This window comes from Microbacterium xanthum (assembly GCF_034531355.1).
Lineage (GTDB): Bacteria > Actinomycetota > Actinomycetes > Actinomycetales > Microbacteriaceae > Microbacterium > Microbacterium xanthum.
In genome coordinates this window covers 831,344-853,657 of sequence record NZ_JAWHUE010000001.1, presented here as the reverse complement: position 1 = coordinate 853,657, position 22,314 = coordinate 831,344, and the positions used below count along the sequence as shown (strand labels likewise).

18 protein-coding genes are annotated in these 22,314 nt (G+C 69.6%); 9 read left to right on the top strand and 9 right to left on the bottom strand.

Annotated elements, in window-relative coordinates; genetic code table 11:
• Position 1: 1 nt before the first annotated feature.
• Genes RZO50_RS04075 through RZO50_RS04060 form a run of 4 tightly spaced genes read right to left on the bottom strand, consistent with a single transcriptional unit; the run spans position 2 to position 3,963 of the window.
• Positions 2 to 1,267 carry a hypothetical protein gene (locus tag RZO50_RS04075; RefSeq protein ID WP_322598405.1) on the bottom strand — a complete coding sequence of 422 codons (1,266 nt, stop codon included), beginning with the start codon at positions 1,265 to 1,267 and terminating at the stop codon, positions 2 to 4.
• A 9-nt stretch (positions 1,268 to 1,276) separates the two neighbouring features.
• Entirely contained in the window at positions 1,277 to 1,960 is a 684-nt protein-coding gene (locus tag RZO50_RS04070; RefSeq protein WP_322598404.1) for an HAD hydrolase-like protein, read from the bottom strand.
• Between the two features lie 46 nt (positions 1,961 to 2,006).
• Positions 2,007 to 2,702 (bottom strand): endonuclease NucS, encoded by a 696-nt coding sequence (gene nucS / locus RZO50_RS04065; RefSeq protein ID WP_322598403.1) that lies wholly within the window; start codon positions 2,700 to 2,702, stop codon positions 2,007 to 2,009.
• 22 nt (positions 2,703 to 2,724) lie between these two features.
• The gene (locus RZO50_RS04060; RefSeq protein ID WP_322598402.1) at positions 2,725 to 3,963 is read right to left on the bottom strand and encodes an MFS transporter; all 1,239 of its coding nucleotides are present in this window, start codon (positions 3,961 to 3,963) and stop codon (positions 2,725 to 2,727) included.
• Positions 3,964 to 4,034: 71 nt separating this feature from the next.
• On the opposite strand from RZO50_RS04060, the gene RZO50_RS04055 reads away from it, so the two are divergent.
• Positions 4,035 to 5,087: a LacI family DNA-binding transcriptional regulator gene (locus RZO50_RS04055; protein WP_322598401.1), complete on the top strand. Its 1,053-nt coding sequence runs from the start codon at positions 4,035 to 4,037 to the stop codon at positions 5,085 to 5,087.
• 3 nt (positions 5,088 to 5,090) lie between these two features.
• Here RZO50_RS04055 and RZO50_RS04050 read toward each other — a convergent pair whose 3' ends face one another.
• Positions 5,091 to 6,761, bottom strand: coding sequence for a DUF389 domain-containing protein (locus tag RZO50_RS04050; RefSeq protein WP_322598400.1), 1,671 nt, complete (start codon positions 6,759 to 6,761; stop codon positions 5,091 to 5,093).
• A 136-nt stretch (positions 6,762 to 6,897) separates the two neighbouring features.
• On the opposite strand from RZO50_RS04050, the gene RZO50_RS04045 reads away from it, so the two are divergent.
• Genes RZO50_RS04045 through mnhG form a run of 6 tightly spaced genes read left to right on the top strand, consistent with a single transcriptional unit; the run spans position 6,898 to position 13,252 of the window.
• On the top strand, positions 6,898 to 9,828 hold the full coding sequence (locus RZO50_RS04045; protein WP_322598746.1) for a Na+/H+ antiporter subunit A: 2,931 nt from the start codon (positions 6,898 to 6,900) through the stop codon (positions 9,826 to 9,828).
• Positions 9,825 to 10,391, top strand: coding sequence for a Na(+)/H(+) antiporter subunit C (locus RZO50_RS04040; protein ID WP_322598399.1), 567 nt, complete (start codon positions 9,825 to 9,827; stop codon positions 10,389 to 10,391). Before RZO50_RS04045 ends, RZO50_RS04040 begins: the two co-directional genes overlap by 4 nt.
• Entirely contained in the window at positions 10,388 to 11,953 is a 1,566-nt protein-coding gene (locus RZO50_RS04035) for a Na+/H+ antiporter subunit D (RefSeq protein ID WP_322598398.1), read from the top strand. The genes RZO50_RS04040 and RZO50_RS04035 overlap by 4 nt, the downstream gene beginning before the upstream one ends.
• Positions 11,950 to 12,570: a Na+/H+ antiporter subunit E gene (locus RZO50_RS04030; RefSeq protein WP_322598397.1), complete on the top strand. Its 621-nt coding sequence runs from the start codon at positions 11,950 to 11,952 to the stop codon at positions 12,568 to 12,570. Before RZO50_RS04035 ends, RZO50_RS04030 begins: the two co-directional genes overlap by 4 nt.
• Positions 12,567 to 12,839 carry an MrpF/PhaF family protein gene (locus tag RZO50_RS04025; protein WP_322598396.1) on the top strand — a complete coding sequence of 91 codons (273 nt, stop codon included), beginning with the start codon at positions 12,567 to 12,569 and terminating at the stop codon, positions 12,837 to 12,839. The genes RZO50_RS04030 and RZO50_RS04025 overlap by 4 nt, the downstream gene beginning before the upstream one ends.
• A complete protein-coding gene (gene mnhG / locus RZO50_RS04020; protein WP_322598395.1) occupies positions 12,836 to 13,252 on the top strand; it encodes a monovalent cation/H(+) antiporter subunit G in 417 nt (138 codons plus the stop codon). The genes RZO50_RS04025 and mnhG overlap by 4 nt, the downstream gene beginning before the upstream one ends.
• Before the next feature lie 104 nt (positions 13,253 to 13,356).
• Here the strand turns inward: mnhG and RZO50_RS04015 are convergent, their stop codons facing one another.
• Positions 13,357 to 15,990 (bottom strand): penicillin acylase family protein, encoded by a 2,634-nt coding sequence (locus RZO50_RS04015; protein ID WP_322598394.1) that lies wholly within the window; start codon positions 15,988 to 15,990, stop codon positions 13,357 to 13,359.
• Between the two features lie 233 nt (positions 15,991 to 16,223).
• Positions 16,224 to 17,666 (bottom strand): argininosuccinate synthase, encoded by a 1,443-nt coding sequence (argG, locus tag RZO50_RS04010; RefSeq protein ID WP_322598393.1) that lies wholly within the window; start codon positions 17,664 to 17,666, stop codon positions 16,224 to 16,226.
• 133 nt (positions 17,667 to 17,799) lie between these two features.
• Between argG and dacB the strand changes: the two genes are divergently transcribed.
• Entirely contained in the window at positions 17,800 to 19,344 is a 1,545-nt protein-coding gene (gene dacB / locus RZO50_RS04005) for a D-alanyl-D-alanine carboxypeptidase/D-alanyl-D-alanine endopeptidase (protein WP_322598392.1), read from the top strand.
• On the opposite strand, the gene RZO50_RS04000 is transcribed toward dacB, so the two are convergent.
• Both RZO50_RS04000 and RZO50_RS03995 read right to left on the bottom strand, forming a co-directional pair.
• Positions 19,322 to 20,050, bottom strand: a complete 729-nt coding sequence (locus RZO50_RS04000) for a Pr6Pr family membrane protein (RefSeq protein WP_322598391.1) — start codon at positions 20,048 to 20,050, stop codon at positions 19,322 to 19,324. The genes dacB and RZO50_RS04000 overlap by 23 nt on opposite strands.
• A gap of 135 nt (positions 20,051 to 20,185) precedes the next feature.
• On the bottom strand, positions 20,186 to 21,781 hold the full coding sequence (locus RZO50_RS03995) for an SPFH domain-containing protein (RefSeq protein WP_322598390.1): 1,596 nt from the start codon (positions 21,779 to 21,781) through the stop codon (positions 20,186 to 20,188).
• A gap of 275 nt (positions 21,782 to 22,056) precedes the next feature.
• On the opposite strand from RZO50_RS03995, the gene RZO50_RS03990 reads away from it, so the two are divergent.
• Positions 22,057 to 22,251 (top strand): hypothetical protein, encoded by a 195-nt coding sequence (locus RZO50_RS03990; protein WP_322598389.1) that lies wholly within the window; start codon positions 22,057 to 22,059, stop codon positions 22,249 to 22,251.
• Positions 22,252 to 22,314: the final 63 nt, after the last annotated feature.

The window sequence follows — 22,314 nt, the reverse complement described above, 5'->3', positions numbered from 1 at the left end:
GTCACCGACCGTGCAGGCGTTCGTAGTCGGCGAGGGCCTTGGCGTCCTCCGCCTCGCGCATCGCGCGCCGCGCGGCGTCGAGGGCGGTGACCGGGTCGGCCGACGCGCGGGCGTTGGCCAGTTCGCGCTGTGCGGAACGCAGCCGAGATCGGGCATCCGCACTGCCGTGGGTGTGGGTCGCGACGGCCTCTGCCATGGCCACCGCGTTGCGCGCTGCCGCGAGCGTGCCGGGGAGGGCGCTGCGTGCGCCGCGGAGACGTTGCTGCGCGGTCCGCGCGTCGCCCATCGCCAGGTCGAGGCGGTCGCGGAGGCGCGCGATACGGTCGATCGCCCACGTCGGGCGTCGGGCCGCGTCGCGTTCGAGGGTGTTCAGCTCGACCTCGATGGCGCGAACCTCGTCGGCCAGGCGGTCGGCGTCGTCCGGAGGCAGGGTGCTGCGCGAGAGCACGGCCTGTCGCATCGCTGTGCGTGTGGCCTCGAACTCGCCGGGGAGGGCCTGCGACGCCTGGGTGATCAGCCGGTAGGCCTCCTCGAAGGCGCGCGCGTCCGTCTCGGCCTGGCGGAGGGCGCGCTCGGCGGCGGCGATGTCGGCCAGCGCGTTGCGTGAGGGATCTTCGACCGCCTCGGCGGCCGCGTCGAGGCGGACCTGCGCTTCGGCCGCCTCGGTGACGGCATTGGTGGCCGCGTCGGACGCGGCGCGCCATTCGTCTTCGGCGAACGTCGCCGCGAGCTGATCGAGCAGTGGACCCGGTTCCCCCATCGAGGCCCGGAGGTCGTCGAGGCGACGCCGCGTCGATGCCAACTGGGAACCGGCGGTGACGTGACGCCCCATCCACTCCACGTGGTCCGAGCGTGCGTGACGGATGGCGACGGCCGCTTTGTCGGCCTGCTCCCGGATGCGCTTGGCGCCGCGGCGAACCTCCACGGGCGTGGCGGTGGGAAGCGAGATCGCGCGGTAGAGGTCGAAGCCGGCGTCCCGGGTGTGCTGGGCGGTCAATCGAGCGCGCCGAAGCGATGCGGGGGCGTCGCCGCCGTAGAGCGCACCGGACAGGCCCACTTCCAGCTCGAGCTCCGCGATGGCGTCATCGAGGCGGACCAAGACGGCGCCGGCATCGAGCCGCTCCTGATCGGCGCGACGGCGCGCGGCGGGGGAGCGGCGGGCGCGCCGGATCGCCCAGACGGTGACGGCCAGCGCGAGCGCGGCGACACCGAAGACGACGATCGCCGGGATCACCCAGCCGACCACCTCGGCGGCGACGTCATCCATCGTCGACCCTTAGGCGTCCGCGTCGGTGAGCAGCAGCAGGTCGCGCAGCCGGTCGACGGTCTCCACGGACGCCTGGGCGCCCTCGGACTCGTGCGGCCAGCTGAAGCCCCACCCCACGAAGATCACCGGAACGTCATGGGCGGCGCCGCCCTCGACGTCGTGGTGGCGGTCGCCGATCAGAACCGGTCGAGAGGTGTCGACCCCGGCCGAAGCGAGTCGTCGCAGGGCCTCCGCGACGATGTCGGCCTTCGTGGCGAGGGTTCTCTCGTCCGGCGTCGAACCGACCGTTGCGGTGAAGCAGGGGGCGAGGTCGAAGTGGTCCATGAGGGCGACGACCTGGTTCTCGGGCTTCGAGCTGGCCGTGGCCTGTGGGATCCCGCATGCGTGCGCCTCGTGGATGAGTTCGCCGACACCGGGGAAGAGCTTCGCGCCGGTCGTGTAGCCATCGGCCTTGCCCAGCGTGCGGTAGAACGCGACGGCCTCCGCGGCTTCTTCGGGGCTCATGCCGACGTTCGCCTGGAAGGACTCGTACATCGGCGGGCCGATCCAATGCGCCAGTTCCGCGCGGGTCGGCTTCGGCTTTCCGAAGTGCTCGAGGGCGATCGTGAGACGGCGCAGAATGCCGTCGGACGCATCCACGATCGTGCCGTCGACATCCCAGAGGATGCAGGTCCAGGGGGATCGCGTCGCCATGGTCCCAGCCTACGGGGCCGGACTGCGGCGGAGCGCCGGTGTGCGGTCAGAACAGACGGGGGGCGCCGGACTCGATGCCCTTCATGCCCTCGTAGTCGAGGGTGACGCAACGGATGCCGCGATCGGTGGCGAGCACCCGGGCCTGCGGCTTGATCTCCTGCGCGGCGAAGACGCCCGTCACCGGGGAGAGGTGCGGATCGCGTCCGAGGAGATCCAGGTACCGGGTGAGCTGCTCCACGCCGTCGATGTCTCCGCGGCGCTTCACCTCGACGGCGATCGTGCCGCCGGTGGGGTCGCGCAGCAGGAGGTCCACCGGGCCGATCGCCGTCGGGAACTCCCGCCGCACGAGGGTCAGGTCTTCGCCGATCACCTCGACCTGTTCGGCCAGCAGGCGCTGCAGGTCGGCCTCGACGCCGTCCTTCTGCAGGCCGGGGTCGATTCCCAGTTCGTGGGAGGTGTCGTGGAGAACCTCGTAGATGCGCACGAGCAGCGCGTCGCCGGATTTGGCGTGGGTGACGCGCCAGTGCTCTTGCACGCCGGCGCTCGCCGACTCCTCATCGGGTTCCTCGACCTCGAGTCGGCACGGCGGACTCATCCAGTTCAGCGGCTTGTACGACCCGCCGTCGGAGTGGACCAGGAGGCTTCCGTCGCCCTTGTGGACCAGCAGACGGGTCGCAAGCGGCAGGTGGGCATTGAGCCGTCCGGTGTAGTCGACCGAGCAGCGGGCGATGACGAGACGCACCCGAAGAGCCTACGCCCCGTCGTCAGCGGATGCGCTCGTGCGGGTTACCGGCACCCACGGTCGAGCCGGCGATCGGACGGGCGGCGCCGGAGGCGATACCGGAGGCCACGACGAGCGCCACGAGGATGTAGAGCGTGTTCAGCAGCCCGATCTGGTCGCTGATGAAGCCCAGGGCCGGGGGACCGGCGAGGAAGGCGACGTAGCCGATCGTCGCCGCGGCGCTGACGCGCGCGGCGGCCTTGGCGGGGTCGTCCGCGGCGGCCGACATGCCGAGGGGGAAGCCGAGCGAAGCGCCCACGCCCCACAGGGCGGCCCCCACGAAGACCAGGGGAAGGTTCGGCGCCAGGATGAACAGCAGGATGCCGACGGCCGCCGCCGCAGAGAGCACGCGGAGCGTCGCCACGCGCCCGAAGCGGTCGACGAGTGGGCCGCCGAACACGCGAACGACCGTCATCGCGACCGAGAACACGGCCAGCGCCGCGGCTCCGAGCGTCGCCCCGCCGCCGTGCGCTTCGCTGACGCCGAGAGCGAGCCAGTCGTTCGCCCCGCCCTCGGCGAACGACATTCCGAGCATGATCACACCCAGCGCATACGTGCGGGGTTCGCGCCAGGCCGACAAGGACACCGCGAGACGCTCGCGCCACCCGGGCTCGGCGGCGACGGGATCGCCGGCCTGCTCGCGCACGGGGACGTTCGCGAATGACACCACGGCGATCAGGACGATCGTGCCCGCGATCACGAGCGCGTGGACGGCGACCCCGACGCGGAGGGCTGCAGCCAGGGCGCCGAGGCTCGCCCCGATGACGGTGCCGAAGGAGAAGAAGGCGTGGAAGAGGGGGAGGATCGTCTTGCCCGAGTGGCTCTCGATGGCGGCGCCCTCGACGTTCATCATCACGTCGACGGCACCGTTGCCGAAGCCGAACAGCGCCAATCCCGCGACGACGACGGGGAAGGAACCCCACACGTCCGTTCCGAGCCCTACGAGCGCGACCCCGGCGGCGAAGACGAGCATCGAACCGAGCATCCCGCGCCGCGTGCCGACGCGGGCGATGATCACCGACGCCATCGACAGTCCGACGATGGAGGCGATTCCCATTCCGAGCAGCAGCAGACCGATCTGGCTGTTGTCGATGCCGAGCGCGTCCTTGATGTCGGGGACGCGTGAAGCCCATGTCGCGATGCTCAGTCCGCTGGCGAGGAAGATCGCGAACACGGCCGTGCGCCAGCGCACGTACTGGGCGCGGGTGAGGGGCTGATCCATGGCGACCATCGTACCGTCGAATCGATTCGAATCGAAACGATTCGGGACGTGCGCGCTAGCATCGACGCACGATGAGCGCCCGGAGAGCCACGATCGCCGACGTCGCCCGAGAGGCGCGCGTCTCGCCGTCGACGGCCTCGGTGGTCTTCAGCGGCAAGACCGCCGTCACCGAGGCCACCCGCGCGAAGGTCCTGGAGGCCGCCGAACGCCTGGGCTACGCGGGTCCCGACCCGCGCGCGGCGTCCCTCCGACGAGGCCGCAGCGGGATCGTCGCGGTGGTCTTCGAAGAGCATCTCGGCACGGCGTTCCTCGACCCGGTCAAGACCCTCATGATGGACGGCCTGACCGACGGCGTCGCACCGATCGGTGCCGGCCTGCTGCTCCTGCGCGATCACGACCCCTCGGGCACCGGTCCGACGCTGACGACCGCTCCGATCGACGCCGCCGTCCTCATCGGATGCAGCGGACTGTTGCGCGAGTCGCTCGACGCGGTGGCGGCGCGGGGCATCCCCGTGGTCGTCATCGAGGGCGACGCGGGTGAGGGCGTACCCCGCATCATGCTCGACAACCGGGATGCGCAACGCCAGGCCGCCAGCCACCTCGCCTCTCTCGGACACGAGCGGGTCGCACTGCTGACCCTGCCCACACGAGCCGCGCGTCCGAGGGGGTGGATCGTCGATTCGGAACCCCTGGAGATCGACGTCACCCGTGAACGCCTTCTCGGTGCCCGCGAGGTCTTCGCGTCAGCCCCCGCGTACGCGGCCGAGGCCAGCTCGATGGATGAGGGTTTCCTCGCCGCGCGGGAGATCCTCGACATGCCCGCGCCGGACCGCCCGACCGCGATCATCGCACAGAGCGATCTGCTCGCCGCCGGTGCCGTGCGTGCGGCCGAGGACCTCGGGCTCCGCGTGCCGGCCGACGTGAGCATCACCGGGTTCGACGGCGTCGTCGTCGATGGCCTGGCGCCCTACGAACTGACCACCCTCGTCCAGCCCGCGGTCGAGAAAGGGCGCGCCGCCGGACGCGCCGTCGCGGCGATGCTCGAGGGTGAACCACCCCCCGCGATCACCTACACCTGTGAATTCCGCGTGGGGAATACGACCGCCGAGGTTCCGGGGCACTGATCCTCACGACGGAGGATCGAGCTGCGTCACATCCACGGGAGTCACGTGGAGATCGAGTCCGACCGGCTCGAGGAAATCATCCTGGAGCGCGTCCAGAAGATCGGACGGCGCGGGAGTGGAGCCCGGACCCGTCAGATCGACCGCGACCGTGTCGTCCTCGACCCTGACATCGGTGATCACGAACTCCGTGTCCGATCCGAGCCACTCCGTCACGGTCGCCGTCGCCTCGCGCGCCCGCGTCTCGGAGTGGAGCAGGCTTTCGGCGTTGGTCATCAACGGCACGAGGATGATCGCCGCCCCGGCGAGGACCGGGGCGACGGTCGACAGCAGCTGTCGCGGCCGGTGGCGCAGCGCGAACGGTCGCGCGAAGCCGGTCAGCACGAACACCAGCGCAGCGGCCAAGACGATCGCGACGAAGTTCGTCAGGAACAGCAGCGCCGCGCCGCTCGCATCGTCGAACCGCCCGCCGTTCAGGGAGATGCCCACCACCGCCAGCGGCGGCACCAGGGCGACCGCGATCGCGACCCCGGCGATGCCGCTGGCCACGCGGGAGTTCACCGTCGCGAAGGCGCCCGCCGCGCCCGCGGCGATCGCGATGAGCAGGTCGACCGTGTTCGGTGAGACGCGGGAGGTGATCTGCGAGTTGGTGGCGAACGAGATCGCCACCGGAGACCACCCGGCGATGCCGTAGGCCAGCACGATCGAGGCGATGGTCCCCGCGGCCACGAGCACCGCCGAGTGCAGCGCGCGGCGGGCCCAGCCGTTGACCATCGCTCCCGCCAGCCCCAGGATCGGCGTCATGAGTGGTGCGACGAGCATCGCCCCGATCACCACCGCGGTGGAATCGGCGATGACCGCGAAGGACGCGATCGCCACCGAGAGGATGAGCATCACCCACCACGTCCCGAGCTTGTTGCGGCGCCCCGGTCGCTCGAAATAGAGCGTCGCGGCCTGCGCCGAGCGCTCCTTGCGGCCGATGTCGGCGCCGACGATCCAGTCCCAGACCACCTCGGGCACCGTCGCGGTCGCCGGGTCGAGGCCCGACCCGGCGGAGGGGCCGCGGAACGCCCACGCGATCATGACGAGGCCGAGCAGCAGCGCCGCGGTCGCGACGGTCACGATCGAGGCCGTGACCACCGAGGAGGGGACGGTGAGGGCCAGCACCGCGAGCAGGATCGCCACGCCGCCGCGCGCGAGTCCCGGCACGGGGTCGCGGCGGCGACGGTTCATCACGGCCGCGACGACACTGATCACACCGCGGACGGCCAGATAGAGACCGAGCACGCCGACGGTCAGGCTGAGCGTGACCACCCCGGCGCCGAGCACCGTGAGGAACACCATCGCGGCAGCGAAGGCGATCGCCGCCAGTCCCCGGGGTGCCGCGAGAAGCCGCGGCGTCCGTCCGCCGAACCAGCGCCGCCCCGTGAGGGCGTAGAAGACATCCATGCCTCCCGCGAGGAACATCAACCCGATGACCACGAACGACACGAGAGTCGTCGTCGCGGCGGGAAGCAGCAGGATCACGGTGCCGATCGCGGCGCTGACCAGTCCTCGCACCGCGACGGGGTCTCCGAGCAGCGCCCGCGCATCCGAACGGAAGGCGCGCATCCATCCCTCGGACGGGGCCGGCGTGGGCGAGGTCGACCCCTGCTCCTGCAGGTCGTCCCGTTCCACCCCGATCCCCTCCCGCCACCCACAGTAGAGGGCGACGCGTCCTTGTGGGGTGCGCCCGGTAGAGTAGGGACTCAGACCCCCTATCGCCCGAGCCGATGACGTGCACCGTCCGGCTGACGACTCCGAGGAGGCCGCCGTGCTGGTCCTCCTTGCCGCGTTCGCAATCCTCCCGCTGGCGATGCCGTGGCTGGTCCACCGTCTCGGTTCGCGCGCGTTCTTCATCGCCGCGCTCCTCCCGGCCGCCGCGTTCGTACAGGCGATCCTGCAGACGCAGCAGATCGCTGCGGGAGCCGTGCCCTTCGAATCCGTCCCGTGGATCGCGCCACTGGGCATCGACCTGTCGATGCGCATGGACACCCTGTCGTGGCTCATGACCCTCATCGTCACCGGCGTCGGTGCGCTCGTCATGCTCTACTGCCGGTGGTACTTCGCCGACGGCGGGGCCGGTCTCGGACAGTTCAGCGCGGTGCTCCTCGCCTTCGCCGGCGCGATGTACGGTCTCGTGCTCACCGACGACCTCGTCGTCCTCGTGATGCTGTGGGAGGTCACCAGCGTCCTGTCATACCTGCTCATCGGCTACTACAACCGCCGAGCGGCCAGTCGGCGCGCGGCCCTGCAGGCGTTGCTGGTGACGACGCTCGGCGGCCTCGTCATGCTGATCGGCGTCGTGCTGCTGGTGGTCGACGCCGGTACGTCGAGCATCACCACGATCCTCGCCGAGGCTCCGACCGGGCCGATCGTGGATGCGGCGCTGGTGATGCTCCTGGTCGGTGCGCTGTCGAAGTCGGCGATCTTCCCGTTCCACTTCTGGCTGCCCGGGGCCATGGCCGCTCCCACGCCGGTCAGCGCCTACCTGCACGCGGCGGCCATGGTCAAGGCCGGCATCTACCTGATCGCCCGGTTCGCGCCGGTCTTCGCCTTCTCCCCGGTGTGGCAGCCGATCGTGATCGGGCTGGGCGTCTTCACGATGCTGCTCGGCGGGTTCCAGGCCCTGCGCGAGACCGACCTCAAGCGCATCCTCGCGTTCGGGACGGTGAGCCAACTGGGGTTCCTCACGGTGGTGCTCGGCTACGGCACGCGAGATGCGGTCCTCGCCGGCCTGGCGCTGCTACTGGCCCATGCCCTGTTCAAGTCGGCGCTGTTCCTGGTGGTCGGCATCATCGACCACCAGCTCTCGACGCGTGACATCCGCGAGATCAGCGGCCTGGGTCGGCAGACTCCCGTCCTCGCGACGGTCAGCATCGTCACCATCGCCTCGATGTCCGGCGTCATCCCGACCCTGGGTTTCGTGGCGAAGGAGGCGGCGCTGACGGCGCTGCTGGACGAAGCCCTGCAGGGGGCGCCTTACGCGATCATCGCGCTGATCGGCGTGACACTCGGGTCGGTGTTCACGGTCGGGTACGGCATCCGCTTCATCTGGGGCGCGTTCTGGACCAAACGCGACGCGGACGGGCAGACCCTCGACACGGTCGAGTGGCCGCGCCCCCGCGCCGGATTCGTCGCCTCCCCGGTGGTGCTGGCCCTCCTCACCCTCGCTGCGGGGATCGCCGCCCCCCTGCTCGACGCGGTGCTCGCCCCCTACGCCGACACGGCGCCGGCGGCGTCCCCCGGGCTCGAGGCGCCGGAGTACACCTACCACCTCGAGCTCTGGCACGGTCTCGAACCGGCTCTGTTCATCTCCCTCGGCACACTCGCGCTCGGCGCCTGGGTGTTCTGGAGCACCAAGAGGCGCCCGTGGGGCACCAAGATGCTGCCGTTCGGGGCGCCCGACGTCTACAACGCCGCCCTGCGGGGCGTGGCGCGCCTGTCGGTGCAGGTCACCAGCCTCACCCAGCGCGGATCGCTGCCCATCTACGTCGGCACGATCTTCATCGTGCTCGTCGTCGGCGAATCGGTGGCGCTGTTCTCGGGCGCGGAGTGGAAGGCCGAGCTCGCCGCCTTCCAGACGCCGATGCAGCTTCTGGTCGCGCCCATCATGATCATCGCGGGACTCATCGCGGTGCGAGCACGCAAGCGGTTCACCGGCGTCGTCCTCGTCTCGGTCACCGGGTTCGGGATGGTCCTGCTCTTCGCCTCCAGCGGTGCTCCAGACCTTGCCCTGACGCAGATCCTCGTCGAGACGGTCACGCTCGTGGCCTTCGCGCTCGTCCTGCGCCGCATCCCCTCGCGCCTCGGTCAGCACAACGCCTCGGTGCGCCCCATCGCGCGGGCCGTGCTCGGCGCGGCGGTGGGGGTGACGATGGCGGCCGTCGCGATCGTGGCCACCGCGTCGCGCACCGCCGACCCGATCTCAGGCGAGTGGCCCGACCTCGCCTACGACGTCGGTCACGGGAAGAACGTCGTCAACGTCGCCCTCGTCGACATCCGCGGGTGGGACACGATGGGTGAGCTGTCGGTGCTCGTGCTCGCCGCGACCGGTGTGGCCTCGCTCGTGTTCGTCACGCACCGCGCCGACACCCTGTCGGAGTTCACCGCGCCGCTGCCGCGTCTGGATGCCCGACGCCAGCCGCTCATCGAGACCGACGAGGGGATCAAGCCGCGCACCGACACCTCCGAAGGTCGCCGCCTCGCATGGCTGCTCGGGGGGACGCGCGTCCGCGCCGAGAACCGCTCGATGATGCTGGAAGTGGTCGTGCGCATCCTCTTCCACACGATCATCGTCGTCTCGCTCTACCTGCTGTTCGCCGGCCACAACCTCCCCGGCGGAGGCTTCGCCGGTGGTCTCGTGGCCGGGATGGCACTCGTGATGCGCTACGTCGCCGGCGGTCGCTATGAACTCGGCGCCGCCGCGCCCACCGACGCCGGACGCCTGCTCGGGGTCGGCATGACCATCGCCGTGGCGTGCGCGATCGTGCCGCTGCTGTTCAGCGCGCCGCCGCTGACCCGCTGGTTCGTCGAGGCCGAGACCGATCTGCTCGGGCATGTCGAATTCGTCACGTCGACGGTGTTCGACATCGGCGTCTACCTCGTCGTGGTCGGACTGGTGCTGGATGTGCTGCGCAGCCTCGGAGCCGAGGTCGATCGTCAGGCCACCGCGCAGCGGAGCGAGGCGGTGAGTGTGCGATGACCGTCTCGCTGGTCCTGATCATCATCATGGCCGTCCTGTTCGCCTGCGGCGTCTACGCCATGCTCGAGCGCAGCCTCACTCGCGTGCTCATCGGCTTCCTGTTGCTGGGCAACGCCGCGAACCTGCTGCTGCTCATCGTCATCGGGCAGCCCGGGATCGCCCCGTTCTACGGTGCCGGTGAATCCGACGAGATGAGCGATCCGCTGCCGCAGGCACTCATGCTCACGGCCATCGTGATCACCTTCGCGATCTCCGCGTTCCTCCTCGCCCTCATCTACCGCTCCTGGCAGCTGGGTCAGGCCGACACCGTGCAGGATGACGAGGCCGACCTCGCCGTGCGCGCTCGGGACGCCGAGACCGAGGAGGTCATGGACGACGAGACCGAGCTCGAAGACGACGACAGCACCACCGACTTCATCGGCACCGTCACCTCGCCCATCCGGGTCGTGCACGCGCGCGACTTCCCGGGCATCCGCGACGACGCCCCGGTCGACCGGCCGCGCACCCGCGCATCCGACACCGCCACCGCCGAGCCCGACGAGAAGAAGGAGGACGACGCATGATCGCCCTCGTTCCGCTCCTGGTGACCCTGCCGCTGCTGGGTGCGGCGATCGCGCTGATCGCCGGAAAGCACCGACGCGTGCAGGTCGCCGTGTCGGTGGTGACGTTGACCGTCGTCGCCGCCATCGCCGCCGTGCTGCTGGTCGTCGTCGACATCGGCGGATCACCGTTGGCCGTCTCCGTCGGCGGTTGGCCGATCCCGTTCGGAATCGTGCTGTACGTCGACCGCCTGTCCGCGTTGTTGATCGTCGTCTCGAGCATCGTGCTGCTCGCGGTGCTTCTCTTCTCCGTCGGTCAGGGCGCCGCCGACGGCGACGACGACACCCCGGTGTCGATCTTCCACCCGTCCTACCTGATCCTCTCGGCGGGGATCTTCAACGCGTTCATCGCGGGCGACCTGTTCAACCTCTACGTCAGTTTCGAGATCCTCCTCGTCGCCTCCTACGTGCTCATCACCCTCGGCAGCACCGAGTCACGCATCCGGACCGGCGTCGTCTACATCGTCGTCTCTCTGGTCTCGTCGATCCTCTTCCTCGCGGCGATCGCGATGATCTACGGTGCACTCGGCACGGTGAACATGGTGCAGATCGCCGAGCGGATGGGGGAGCTGCCGCAGGAGACGCAGACCGTTCTGCACTTCCTGCTGCTCATCGCCTTCGCGATCAAGGCCGCGGTGTTCCCGCTGTCGTTCTGGCTCCCCGACTCCTACCCGACCGCGCCGGCGCCGGTCACGGCGGTGTTCGCCGGGCTGCTGACCAAGGTCGGCGTGTACGCGATGATCCGCACCGAGTCGCAGCTGTTCCTCGACAACGACCTCAACCTGCTCCTGCTGATCGCCGCGTTGGCGACGATGATCGTCGGCATCCTCGGCGCGCTCGCCCAAGCCGAGCTCAAACGCATCCTCTCGTTCACGCTCGTCAGCCACATCGGCTACATGGTGTTCGGTCTCGCGATCGCGACGCCGCTGTCGATCGGGGCCACGATCTACTACATGGTCCACCACATCGTGGTGCAGACCACCCTGTTCCTCGCGGTCGGTCTGGTCGAGCGTCAGGCCGGGTCGACGTCGATCCTGCGGGTCAAGGGGCTCATGCGCGGGGCGCCGTTGATCGCCGCGCTCTACTTCATCCCCGCCATCAACCTCGGCGGGCTCCCGCCGTTCTCCGGTTTCATCGGCAAGTTCGCGCTGTTCGACGCCGCGGCCGAGGTGGGCACCCCGATCATGATGGTGATGATGGTCGGCGGCATCGTGACCAGCCTCCTGACCCTCTACGCCCTCATGCGGGCCTGGAACCTGTCGTTCTGGCGCGAAGAGGACGACTCCGCCGAGACGGAGGCGCGCATCTCGTACCTCGACGCGGCGCCCGAGGCCTCGGTGCAGACCGAGCGCCGTGTCATCCCGCGCATCATGACCGCATCCACCACCGGCATGGTGGCCATCACCGTCGCGCTGACCGTCTTCGCCGGCCCCATCTACGACGTGTGCACCCGCATCGGCTCGGCGCTGCTCGAGCCGATGACCCTGGTGCAGCTCGAGCAGGACGAGATGGAGTCGGAGTCATGACCACCACCGTCGCGGACCGCCGCACCGCACGTCGCAGCGCGCTCGTGCGGGCATGGCGCCAGCTGCCGTTCCTGCTGTGGTTGGTGGCGGTGTGGATGCTGCTGTGGGGTCAGTTCACCCTCCTCGCCTTCCTCACGGGGCTGGTCGTGGCCGTCTTCGTCACCCGTGTCTTCCGGTTGCCGGCCGTGGAGCTCTCGGGTCGCGTGAACCTCTGGTACGGCGCGATCTTCATCCTCACGTTCCTGGCGGCCCTCGTCCGTGGCTCGCTCACCGTCGCGTGGCAGGTCATCTCCCCTCGGCCGGTGCCCTCGTCGGCGATCATCGCCGTGCCCTCGGTGGTGGCCGACGACCTGATCATGACCCACACCGCGATCACAGCCTCGCTCATCCCCGGGTCGCTCGTGATCGACATCGACCGCGACCGGCGGGTGATGTATCTCCATGTGCTCGGCGTGCGCAACCTCACCGACGTCGAGCATCAACGCGAGCACGTGCTGGTGTGGGAGCGTCGCATCGTGCGTGCGGTGGGGTCGCGCGCGCAGGTCGCCCAGATCCGAGAGGCCGAACGCGAGGCGAAACACGCCGCGCGCCAGGCGAAGGACCGGGAGGGACGATGACCGACATCCTGCTCTTCACCATCTACGCCGTCTTCACCACGGCGGCCCTGCTGACGCTCTATCGGGTTGTGGTCGGACCGTCCATCCTCGACCGCGTGGTGGCCTCCGACGTGCTGCTCACCGAGATCCTGTGCGTCCTCGGTGCCGAGATGGCCATCAACGGACACACGCGCTCGCTGCCGGTCATGCTCATCATCGCCGCGATCGGCGTCTTCGGCTCCATCACGGTCGCCCGCTTCGTGGCGAGAAGGGACAACGTCGAACGATGAACGCCTTGCTGTCCCTCTCCGTCTCGGCCGAGACGATCACCGAATCCGCGTATCCGGCGGACGGGTGGGTCGATGTGCTCGCCCTCGTGCTGATCCTCTTCGGGGCAGTGCTGTGTCTGACCGCGGCGATCGGGCTGCTGCGCTTGAAGGACGTACCCGCGCGTCTGCATGCGGCGACCAAGCCCCAGGTGCTGGGGCTCATCCTCATCTGCATCGCGGTGGCGTTGTCGCTGCGGTCCTGGCCGGTGGTCGCCTTCCTCGTGCCGGTCGTCCTCATCCAGATGGCCACGGCGCCGCTGTCGGCGCATGTCATCGGCCGCCAGGCCTACCGCAACGGCACCGTCGACGAGCCGGGTCTGATCGTCGATGAGCTGGGCGGTTCGACCCAGACACCCCCCGGCGCCGGCGGCTGACCCCGGCGTCCGCGGATGTCGGAGATCCGGCCCGATGTCGGAGAATCCGGCGCGCATCCTCCGACATCGGCGCGATCCTCCGACATCGGTGGGACAGGCCCGGGTCAGTCGGCGGGAGTGAGCGTGAGTGTGTGACGGGCGTTCGCGGTCACCGCGGCGGCGGTGAACGGCCACGGCGCCAGCTCGACGGTGCGCCACAGGTCGACCTGGTCGATGTAGTTGTCGTGGAAGACATGGCCGCTGACGCCGGTGAGCTGGTGCCACTCGGATGCGTCGAGGTCGCCGAGATCGACGACCATGCGCATCGACGGCACCGTGAGGGTCTCGAATCCGCCGCCGAGGTCCCATCCGGTCGCGTTGGCCACGGAAGCCCCACCTCCGACGGGGACCGGTCCGCGGTTGAAGAGCCACTCGAGCGGTGCGATGCCGGACGAGCCGAACGTGTCGCTCCGCAGCTCCAGGGCGTGCAGGTCGCCCCAGTTCCACAGCGCCATGTTCTCGCCTTGCAGGCTCACCAACCGGGCGTACGCGCCTTCGGCCGAGATCGTCAGCATCTCGGCTTGTGAGGCGACACCGAGGCCTTCGTTGACCCACCACTCCGCATCAGGCTCGGCGAGCAGGTCGTCGACCACCAGGAACAGCCGGCTCTGGTTCGACAGCGGCGCGGGGGTGTCCCGTTCGCGGGTGAACAGATTCTGGGCGAGCTCGTCCCACAGGACGTTGGCGAACGCGGCGGCTGCGGAGTCGGCGTCGTTCTGGGCGTCCCAGGTCGCCAGCAGGTCGAGCGCGGCGTCGACATCCGCGTCACCGGTTCGGATGTCCGCCATGGCCGAGGAGAGCCGGATGCCGAGCTGGAACTGGTTGTCGGCCTGGATCTGGCGCATGTCTTCGGCGGTGAGCGGGCCGTTGGCGGCCCGTCGCTCGATCATGTCGGTGATGCGCGCCGCGCGATACCCGTAGTCCCAGTCACGGGTGAGCGCATACGGGTAGTCGTCGTCGACCAGGGCGTTGTTGGCGGTGACGATGAACCCCTCGTCGGGGTTGTAGACCACCGGCAGCTCCTCGAACGGGATGAAGCCCTCCCAGTCGTATGCCGAGTCCCAGCCCGGGTGCGGCAGCGCCCCGTCGCCCTCTCCGCGGATCGGCAGGCGTCCGGGAGTCTGATAGCCGATATTGCCGTCCACGTCGGCGTACACGAGGTTCTGCGCGGGGACGTCGAAGGCTGCCGCGGCTTCCCGGAAGTCGGCGAAATCCTGCGCGGTGTTCAGGGTGAAGATCGCCGAAGCAGTCGTGCCCGGGTCCAGCGCGGTCCACCGCAGGCTGATCGCGTACTCACCGTCCGGGGTCCCCGTCGGCGGGGCTGCCTCGTTCGACGTGCCGACGTAGGGATCCGCGGCGATCGCGGCGTACTGCGCCGACACGTCGGAGATGATCGGTCCGTGGCCGGTCTCCCGGATCGTGAGCTCGACGTCGTCACCGCCGGCGACTCGAACGGTCTCGGTGCGCACGTCCAACGGCACCAGCTCACCGTCCTTCCACGCCGCATCCCCCTCGAGCCGCTCGACGTAGAGGTCCGTGACGTCGGCGGCGAGATTGGTGAAGCCCCACGCGATGCGGTCGTTGTGGCCGATGATCACACCGGGGAGCCCGGCGAAGCTGTATCCCGCCACGTCGAACGGGCACGCGTCGTCGACGGTGCGGCACTTCAGTCCGATCTGATGCCACACGCTCGGGAGCGACGCGCCGAGGTGCGGGTCGTTCGCGAGCAGCGGCATGCCGGTGTCGGTCAGCCGCCCCGACAGCACCCACGAGTTCGAGCCGATCCCTTCACCCGCGCCTCCCACGAGCAGACTGACCGCTTCGACCACGTCGCCCACCTCGGTCCACGCGACGGCTGCCCCCGCGTCGGCGTCCGCCGTCGGGAGGGACGCGGCGGCCGTGTCGGCGTCCGTCTGGGTGTCGGGATCCGCTGCGGGAGGCTCGACGATCTCCGGCACGATCACGGGGTTCTCCTCGAACGGGTACTCCGGGTAGAGGACCGCGAGCTGTTCGGGTGTGAAGTCCTGGGCGGCGAGAGCGCGGGTCGCCTCCGTTTCGATATTGGCCCGCAGATCCCACGCCATCGCCTTCAACCACGCCACCGAGTCGGCCGCCGTCCACGGTTCGATCTCGTAGTCGGGGTTCTGCAGCCCCAGCACCGCGTACTCGAACGACGCCTCCGCGCCGTCGTGGTCGGCGAGATAGGCGTTGACGCCTTCGGCGTATGCGTCGTAGTAGCCGCGCACCGTCTCGTCGAGCGCCGCGACCTCCTCCTCGGCGATCGCACGCCAGCCGAGGGTGCGCAAGAACAGATCGGTGCCCAGCTGCGATTCGCCGAACAGCTCCGACAGGCGCCCGCTGGTGACATGGCGGCGGAAGTCCATCTCCCAGAATCGGTCCTGCGCCTGCACGTAGCCCTGCGCGAAGAACAGATCGTCCGTCGAGTCGGCTGTGACCACCGGAACGCCGAGCGCGTCCCGCTCCACGGTGACATCCGCGGACAGGCCCGTCAGCGCGATCTCGCCGTCTCGCTGCGGGAAGGATCGCGCGACCGTCCAGGTGATCACGCTCGCGGCGATCAATGCGAGGACGATCACGCCCGCGACCACCGCGAACGCGATGATCCCGATCCGTCGACCCCAGCGCGGTCGGGGGGTCGTCTCGGGAGCGGGTGCGGGTGCGGCGTCAGGCCTCGTCATCGAAGTCCTCCGGATTGCGGGACTCGGTCTCTCGCAACGTGGTTCTCAGTCTCGCCGGCTCGGGCCGCCGGCACTGCTGTGCATGCTACCCGTGGATCGGTCGGTCGCGAATGTCGGAGATCCGGATGAATGTCGGAGGATGTGGCCGGAATCATCCGACATCCGCGCGATCATCCGACATCGGACGCGGGACGGTCCGCCAAGACGGGGGCGCGTCGACGGCGGGATGCGCGTCAGTCGGCGCCGAAGTCGAACGACGCGGACTCGTTGGCCCCATCGACGGCTTCGGCGAGCTCCTCGCGGTCGGCGTCGTAGTCCAGGGCGTGCTCGGTGATCTCCTGCGCGCCGCCCTTCTCGAGCTCGCCGACGAGCTCCCCGGTCGCGCCGCCGATGAAGCCCGCGGCCGCGTAATGCTCGAGGCGGAAGCGCGAGTCGGCGATGTCAAGGTTCCGCATCGTCAGCTGGCCGATGCGGTCGGTCGGGCCGAACGCGGCGTCCCCGACACGCTCCATCGACAGCTTCTCGGCCGCGTACGACAGCATCGGCGAGGTGGTGTCGAGGATCGTGTAGTCCTCGCCGCGGCGCAGGCGCAGCGTCACCGAACCGGTGATGGCCGAACCGACCCACTTCTGGATCGACTCGCGCAGCATGAACGACTGCGGCTCGAGCCAGCGACCCTCGTACATCAGACGCCCGAGGCGCCGACCCTGCTCGTGGTAGGTCGCGAGGGTGTCTTCGTTGAGGATGCCGTTGACGAGGCGCTCGTAGGCGATGAACAGCAAGGCCATGCCCGGTGCCTCGTAGATGCCGCGGGACTTCGCCTCGATGATGCGGTTCTCGATCTGGTCACTCATACCCAGTCCGTGGCGCCCGCCGATGGTGTTCGCCTCGCGGACCAAGTCCACCGGATCGGAGTACTCGACGCCGTTGATGGCGACCGGACGCCCGGCCTCGAAGGCGATCGTGACGTCTTCGGTGTCGATCTTCACGGCCGGGTCCCAGAACTTCACGCCCATGATCGGCTCGACGATCTCGAGCGACACGTTCAGGTGCTCCAGGGTCTTCGCCTCGTGCGTGGCGCCCCAGATGTTCGCATCGGTGGAATAGGCCTTCTCGGCGGAGTCGCGGTAGGGGAAGCCGTGCTCGACGAGCCATTCGCTCATCTCCTGGCGTCCGCCCAGCTCGGTGACGAAGTCGGCGTCGAGCCACGGCTTGTAGATGCGCAACGCGGGATTGGCCAGCAGGCCGTACCGGTAGAAGCGCTCGATGTCGTTGCCCTTGTAGGTCGACCCGTCGCCCCAGATGTCGACGCCGTCCTCCTTCATCGCCCGCACGAGCATCGTGCCGGTGACGGCGCGGCCGATGGGGGTGGTGTTGAAGTAGGTGCGACCGCCCGATCGGATGTGGAACGCGCCACACGAGAGGGCAACGAACCCTTCCTCGACGAGCATGGTCTTGCAGTCCAGCAGTCGGGAGGCCTCGGAGCCGTACTCGGTCGCGCGACCCGGGATCGAGGCGATGTCGTCCTCGTCGTATTGACCGAGGTCGCCGGTGTAGGTGTAGGGGATCGCGCCCTTGTCGCGCATCCACGCGACGGCCACGGAGGTGTCGAGACCACCGGAGAAGGCGATGCCGACGCGCTCGCCGACGGGCAGGGACTGGAGGACCTTCGACATGCCCCCAGCCTACCGATCCGCGCGACCGAGGCCGACTCGCGGCGGACACCGATTGGACAGCCCGCCGCGGGGACAGCAGAGTGAAGGGTGTCCGGGTGCACGGGCCCCGGCGCGACCCCACGGAAGTGCTCCGATGACCTCGTCCGTCCTCCGCCGTCTCGCTCCGACCGCCGCCGCGCTCGCCGTCGCATCCCTCGCCCTGGCCGCCTGCACCGCATCGGATGCGAACCAGACCTCCGATCTCGCCACGGCGATCGATGAGGCCATCGTCGACACGGGTCTCGACGGTGGCGGTTGGGGAGTCCTCGCGGTGGATCGCGGATCCGGCGAGGTCGTCTACGAGCGGGCGTCCACCGTGCCGTTCGTGCCCGGGAGCATCCAGAAGAGCTATACGACGGCGGCCGCGCTCGACATTCTCGGCGCGGCATCGACGATCACGACCCCCGTATACGCGACGGGTGGCGTGAGCGAGGGCACCCTCGAGGGCGACCTCGTGCTCGTCGGGCGGGGGGATTTCAGCTTCGGGCTGCGTGACCAGCCCGACGGCACGCTCGAGATCACCTCGTTCGACCACAACGAGGCGAACACGGGACTGCTCCCGGTGGGCCTGAACACGGGTGATCCGCTCGCGGCCTTGCGCGCGCTGGCCGACCAGCTCGTCGAGGCCGGCGTGACCACCGTCTCGGGAGGTGTCGCGGTCGATAACGCGTACTTCGAGCCCGAGACGACCTGGCCCGACGGCCGCATCGATTCGATCTGGGTCAACGAGAACCTCATCGACGTCGTGGTCACCCCTACCCGCGAGGGCGAGTCGGCGACGGTGCGTGTCATCCCCGCTCTGCCCTCGCTCACCGTCTCGAGCGATGTCGAGACGGTCGCCGGGGGCGAGGTCGACGTCGTGATCGATCAGGTCGGCGACGCGGTCGTCGTCTCCGGGTCGATCGGCGCGGACGCGGGCGAAACGGTCCGCAACACGCAGATCGACGACCCGGCGGGCTTTGCGGCCATGGCCTTCGGTGACGTGCTCGCCGAGGCGGGGATCGAGGTCGAGGGCACGATCGGCGCCGCGGTTCCCGAGTACTCCGGCGATCCCGTGGCCACGTGGGAGTCGGCCCCGATCTCCGAACTCGCGCGGGTCGTGCAGAAGATGAGCTACAACCGGGGCGCGGACCTGCTGGCATGCCTCATCGCGGTGCAGGAAGGCGGACGCACCTGCACCGAGGGGCTCGCGGCCGTGCTCGCACACGCCGGGCGGCTCGGCGTTCCGACCGATGAGGTCCGCCTCCTGGATGCCGCGGGCAGCGACGATTACAACCGCACGAGCGCGCATGCCCAGGTGGAGCTCATGAAGGCCGCCGCCGACGGTGACCACGGGAGCATCTTCGTCGACATGCAGCCGCTCGCCGGCGTCGACGGTTCGCTCGCCGGCACCGGAGCGGGAACAGATGCCGAGGGCACCATCCAGGCCAAGACGGGAACCCGCGTGGTCGGGTATCCCGCAACCGAGCAGCTGTTCGTGCTCGCGCAGGCCTACTCCGGCTACATGACCACCGCGTCGGGTCAGGACCTCGTGTTCGCCGTGATCTTCAACTCCGCACTGGTCGACACCGTGCCGGAGGTGCTCGAGACCTCCGATCGCGTGGCGAGCGTGATGCTCACCCTTCAGCGCGAGGGCTGAGAGCGCGGCGTCTGCCGACCCACACCACGCCATAGGCGACGACGATGATCGCGGCGGCGATGCCCACGACGTACACGGCCACGCCCGCGTATCCCGGCGGCACGAGGTCGGGGTTGTTCGGGTTGAGGAACGGGTAGGGGTACCAGTATCCCGGTCCGATCGTGGGGTCGGTCACGAGCGGTCCGCGCACCAGGGTGTAGACCACCCACGTGACCGGAAAGACGAGCACCCAGAGGGTGTCGCGCCACGCGAGCGCCCGACGGCGAACGGCGATCAGGGCATCGGCGAGCAGGAACACCGGCGCGACGACGTGCAGCACTTCGTTCGACCACGGAACCGGTTCGGACCCCTGCGGCAGCTCGACGCCGCGCAGCAGGATGTTGTAGACCACGCCCGTGATCACCATGTAGGTCGTCACCGACACCAGCGCGATCGCGAGGCCGCGCGGTTCGCGGCGACGGACGCCGTCGGCATCCCTCCCGCGCGTGGCGAACCATACGACGGCCCACGCCAGCACGACCGCCGACGAGGCGTTGGAGAGGATCGTGAAGAAGCTGAAGAAGTTCGCGATGACGGTGGCCACATCACGGCCGTACTCCAGGGCCGAGCCGACGGAGGCGGCGAGCTGTCGGACGATCGCGGCGACGATGAGCGCGGCCGTGACGGCGCGCAACACGGTCCAGGTGCGCTCGAGGGCGGGGGACATGGGCGTCAGATTATCCGGTCCGGGCCGCGCGGCCGCGGCGCGCCGAGCTCCGTCGTCGGAGTACAGCGCCGATGTCGGAGGATCTGTGCCGGATCGTCCGACATCGGGCTGATTCTCCGACGTCGGCATGAGGCGTCACTCGGTCCCGTCGGACTCCGCAGCCTTCCCCCGCGGCGCACGCGCCGGGGCGGCCGGTTCGGGGCGTGCGGATGCCTCAGCGAGTCCCTCGCCGACGCCGCGGCCGAAGGTCTGGCCCTGGATGAGCGCGGCGAGGTCGAGGCCGGTGGCGGCCTCGACGCTGTCGAACACCGAGCGCATGGCCTTGGCGCTGTCGCCGCCGATGACGCTGGATGCGCCGTCCTCGCCGGATCCGCCGATGATCGAGACATTGCCGATCGCGGCGTAGCCCTTGGCGAACTCGGTCATGATGGCCGGCAGCACCTCGAGGACCCGCTGCGACAGGAATGCCTCCTGGTTCGACGCGATCGCCTCGGCCTCGGCCTGCACCGCCGCGGCGCGGGCCTCACCTTCGGCGCGGATCGCTTCGGCCTCGGCCTGCGAGGTCAGGCGGCGGGCCTCGGCTTCGGCCTCGGCGCGGGCGCGAAGGGCACCCGCCTCACCGGCGGCTTTGGCCTCGGCCGCGGCGGCCTCACCGGCCGCGCGTGCCTTGTCGGCCTCGGCCTGCTGCTCGGCGATCCGAGTACGGGCTTCGGCCTGCTTGACCTGCTCGATCGCGGCGGCTTCGGCGGAGCGCTCACGCGTGTACAGCTCGGCCTGCGCGCGCGTCTCGGCCTCGTATCGCTGTGCGTCGGCGACGCGCTTGACGTCGGCGTCGAGCTGGGCCTGCTTGTTCTCGGCCTGCTGCTGCAGAACAGCCTGCTCGGCCTTGGCGCGTGCGAGCTGCTCGGCCTGCTCGGCCTCGGCGCGGGCGCGCCCGACACCGGCCGCGGCATTGGCGGTGTTGGTGTCGAGCGCGGTCTGCTCGATCAGGTTCGCCTCGTCGTTGGCGATGTTCTTCTGGTTGATCGCACGGTCGGCGTTGGTCTGCGCGATCTCCGCAGCCTGGCGCTTGGCCTGGATCTCGGGAGAACCCAGCGACTGGATGTAGCCGACGGCGTCGGTGATGCCCTTGATCTGGAACGAGTCGAGGATGAGGCCCTGCTCGGCCAGTTCGTGCGAGACGTCCGCGGCGATCTGGTCGGAGAACTTCTTTCGCTCACGCATGAGCTCGACCACCGACAGGGTGGCCACGATGCCGCGGAGGGCGCCTTCGAGCTGCTCCGTGGTGAACTGCTCGATCGCCTCGTCCTGTGACGCGAAGCGTTCCGCCGCCCGGCGGACGAACAGCGCATCCGACCCGATCTTGACGATCGCGACGCCGTCGACGTTCAGGGTGACGTTGTCGAGTGACTGCGCCTCGGCCTGCAGCATGACCTGGCGGGAGCGCAGCGAGATGATCTCGTGACGTTGCGTGATCGGATTGACCAGCGACTTGCCGTTGACGATGACGGTCACCGGCGACTCCGAGAGCTCGGACCGGCTCGAGCCGTCGGCATCCAGAACGGTGCTCTGCACCTTCTGCTTGCGGCCCGAGATGACCAGTGCCTCATCGGCCCGGGCGACCTTGATCCAGCTGCGTGCGAACAGCAGCAGGATGAGCCCGACGATGATCGCGGCGACGACCGCGATGCCGATGATGATCAGAATGCCGACGAGTCCGGCGACTTCCATGAAACCCCCCCCATGAGAAGGGTGCGCTTCGAGCGCGCACCCGCCTTCACCCTGCCATGATCTGCACCGACACGCCCTGTTTCTCCACAGCATCCCAGGGCGATCCACGTTCAGTGGGCACTCGATGTCGCCGAATGGCGCCAGGGCGACAACCGGTGACTACCGAACCGGCGGCGGAGCGCCGGACGGTGGGTGCCGGCCGCGCAAGCCAACACGAGGTGCGCGTCCACGCAACCCCCTGGCACCCATCCGGCGAGCTTTGCCACCGTGGGGGCATGAGTGAGAACGAAGACCGCCCCAAGCCCATGGATCACCTTCCGCCGCAGGAGGAGCGCGACGACGTCGAGCAGCAGGAGTATCCCGACGGCGGTGCGCCGGACGGGGAGGCGGGCGTCTCGCCCGAGACCGCCGCCGAGCCGGGCAAGCCCAACCGGCACGGACTCGATCAGATTCCTCCCCGTGGACGCTGAGGCGGCGACGTCGCCTGTCACCGAACGCGCTCTCAGCGGGTTGGAGCGACCGATGGTGACAGG

Bases quoted from the DNA above. Each gene is read 5' to 3' on its own strand.
- dacB (WP_322598392.1), top strand. From the start codon at position 17,800: ATGACCTCGTCCGTCCTCCGCCGTCTCGCTCCGACCGCCGCCGCGCTC.
- mnhG (WP_322598395.1), top strand. From the start codon at position 12,836: ATGAACGCCTTGCTGTCCCTCTCCGTCTCGGCCGAGACGATCACCGAA.
- RZO50_RS04015 (WP_322598394.1), bottom strand. From the start codon at position 15,990: ATGACGAGGCCTGACGCCGCACCCGCACCCGCTCCCGAGACGACCCCC.
- RZO50_RS04070 (WP_322598404.1), bottom strand. From the start codon at position 1,960: ATGGCGACGCGATCCCCCTGGACCTGCATCCTCTGGGATGTCGACGGC.
- argG (WP_322598393.1), bottom strand. From the start codon at position 17,666: ATGTCGAAGGTCCTCCAGTCCCTGCCCGTCGGCGAGCGCGTCGGCATC.
- RZO50_RS04030 (WP_322598397.1), top strand. From the start codon at position 11,950: ATGACCACCACCGTCGCGGACCGCCGCACCGCACGTCGCAGCGCGCTC.
- RZO50_RS04040 (WP_322598399.1), top strand. From the start codon at position 9,825: ATGACCGTCTCGCTGGTCCTGATCATCATCATGGCCGTCCTGTTCGCC.
- RZO50_RS03990 (WP_322598389.1), top strand. From the start codon at position 22,057: ATGAGTGAGAACGAAGACCGCCCCAAGCCCATGGATCACCTTCCGCCG.
- RZO50_RS04060 (WP_322598402.1), bottom strand. From the start codon at position 3,963: ATGGATCAGCCCCTCACCCGCGCCCAGTACGTGCGCTGGCGCACGGCC.
- RZO50_RS04035 (WP_322598398.1), top strand. From the start codon at position 10,388: ATGATCGCCCTCGTTCCGCTCCTGGTGACCCTGCCGCTGCTGGGTGCG.
- RZO50_RS04075 (WP_322598405.1), bottom strand. From the start codon at position 1,267: ATGGATGACGTCGCCGCCGAGGTGGTCGGCTGGGTGATCCCGGCGATC.
- RZO50_RS03995 (WP_322598390.1), bottom strand. From the start codon at position 21,781: ATGGAAGTCGCCGGACTCGTCGGCATTCTGATCATCATCGGCATCGCG.
- RZO50_RS04025 (WP_322598396.1), top strand. From the start codon at position 12,567: ATGACCGACATCCTGCTCTTCACCATCTACGCCGTCTTCACCACGGCG.
- RZO50_RS04055 (WP_322598401.1), top strand. From the start codon at position 4,035: ATGAGCGCCCGGAGAGCCACGATCGCCGACGTCGCCCGAGAGGCGCGC.
- RZO50_RS04000 (WP_322598391.1), bottom strand. From the start codon at position 20,050: ATGTCCCCCGCCCTCGAGCGCACCTGGACCGTGTTGCGCGCCGTCACG.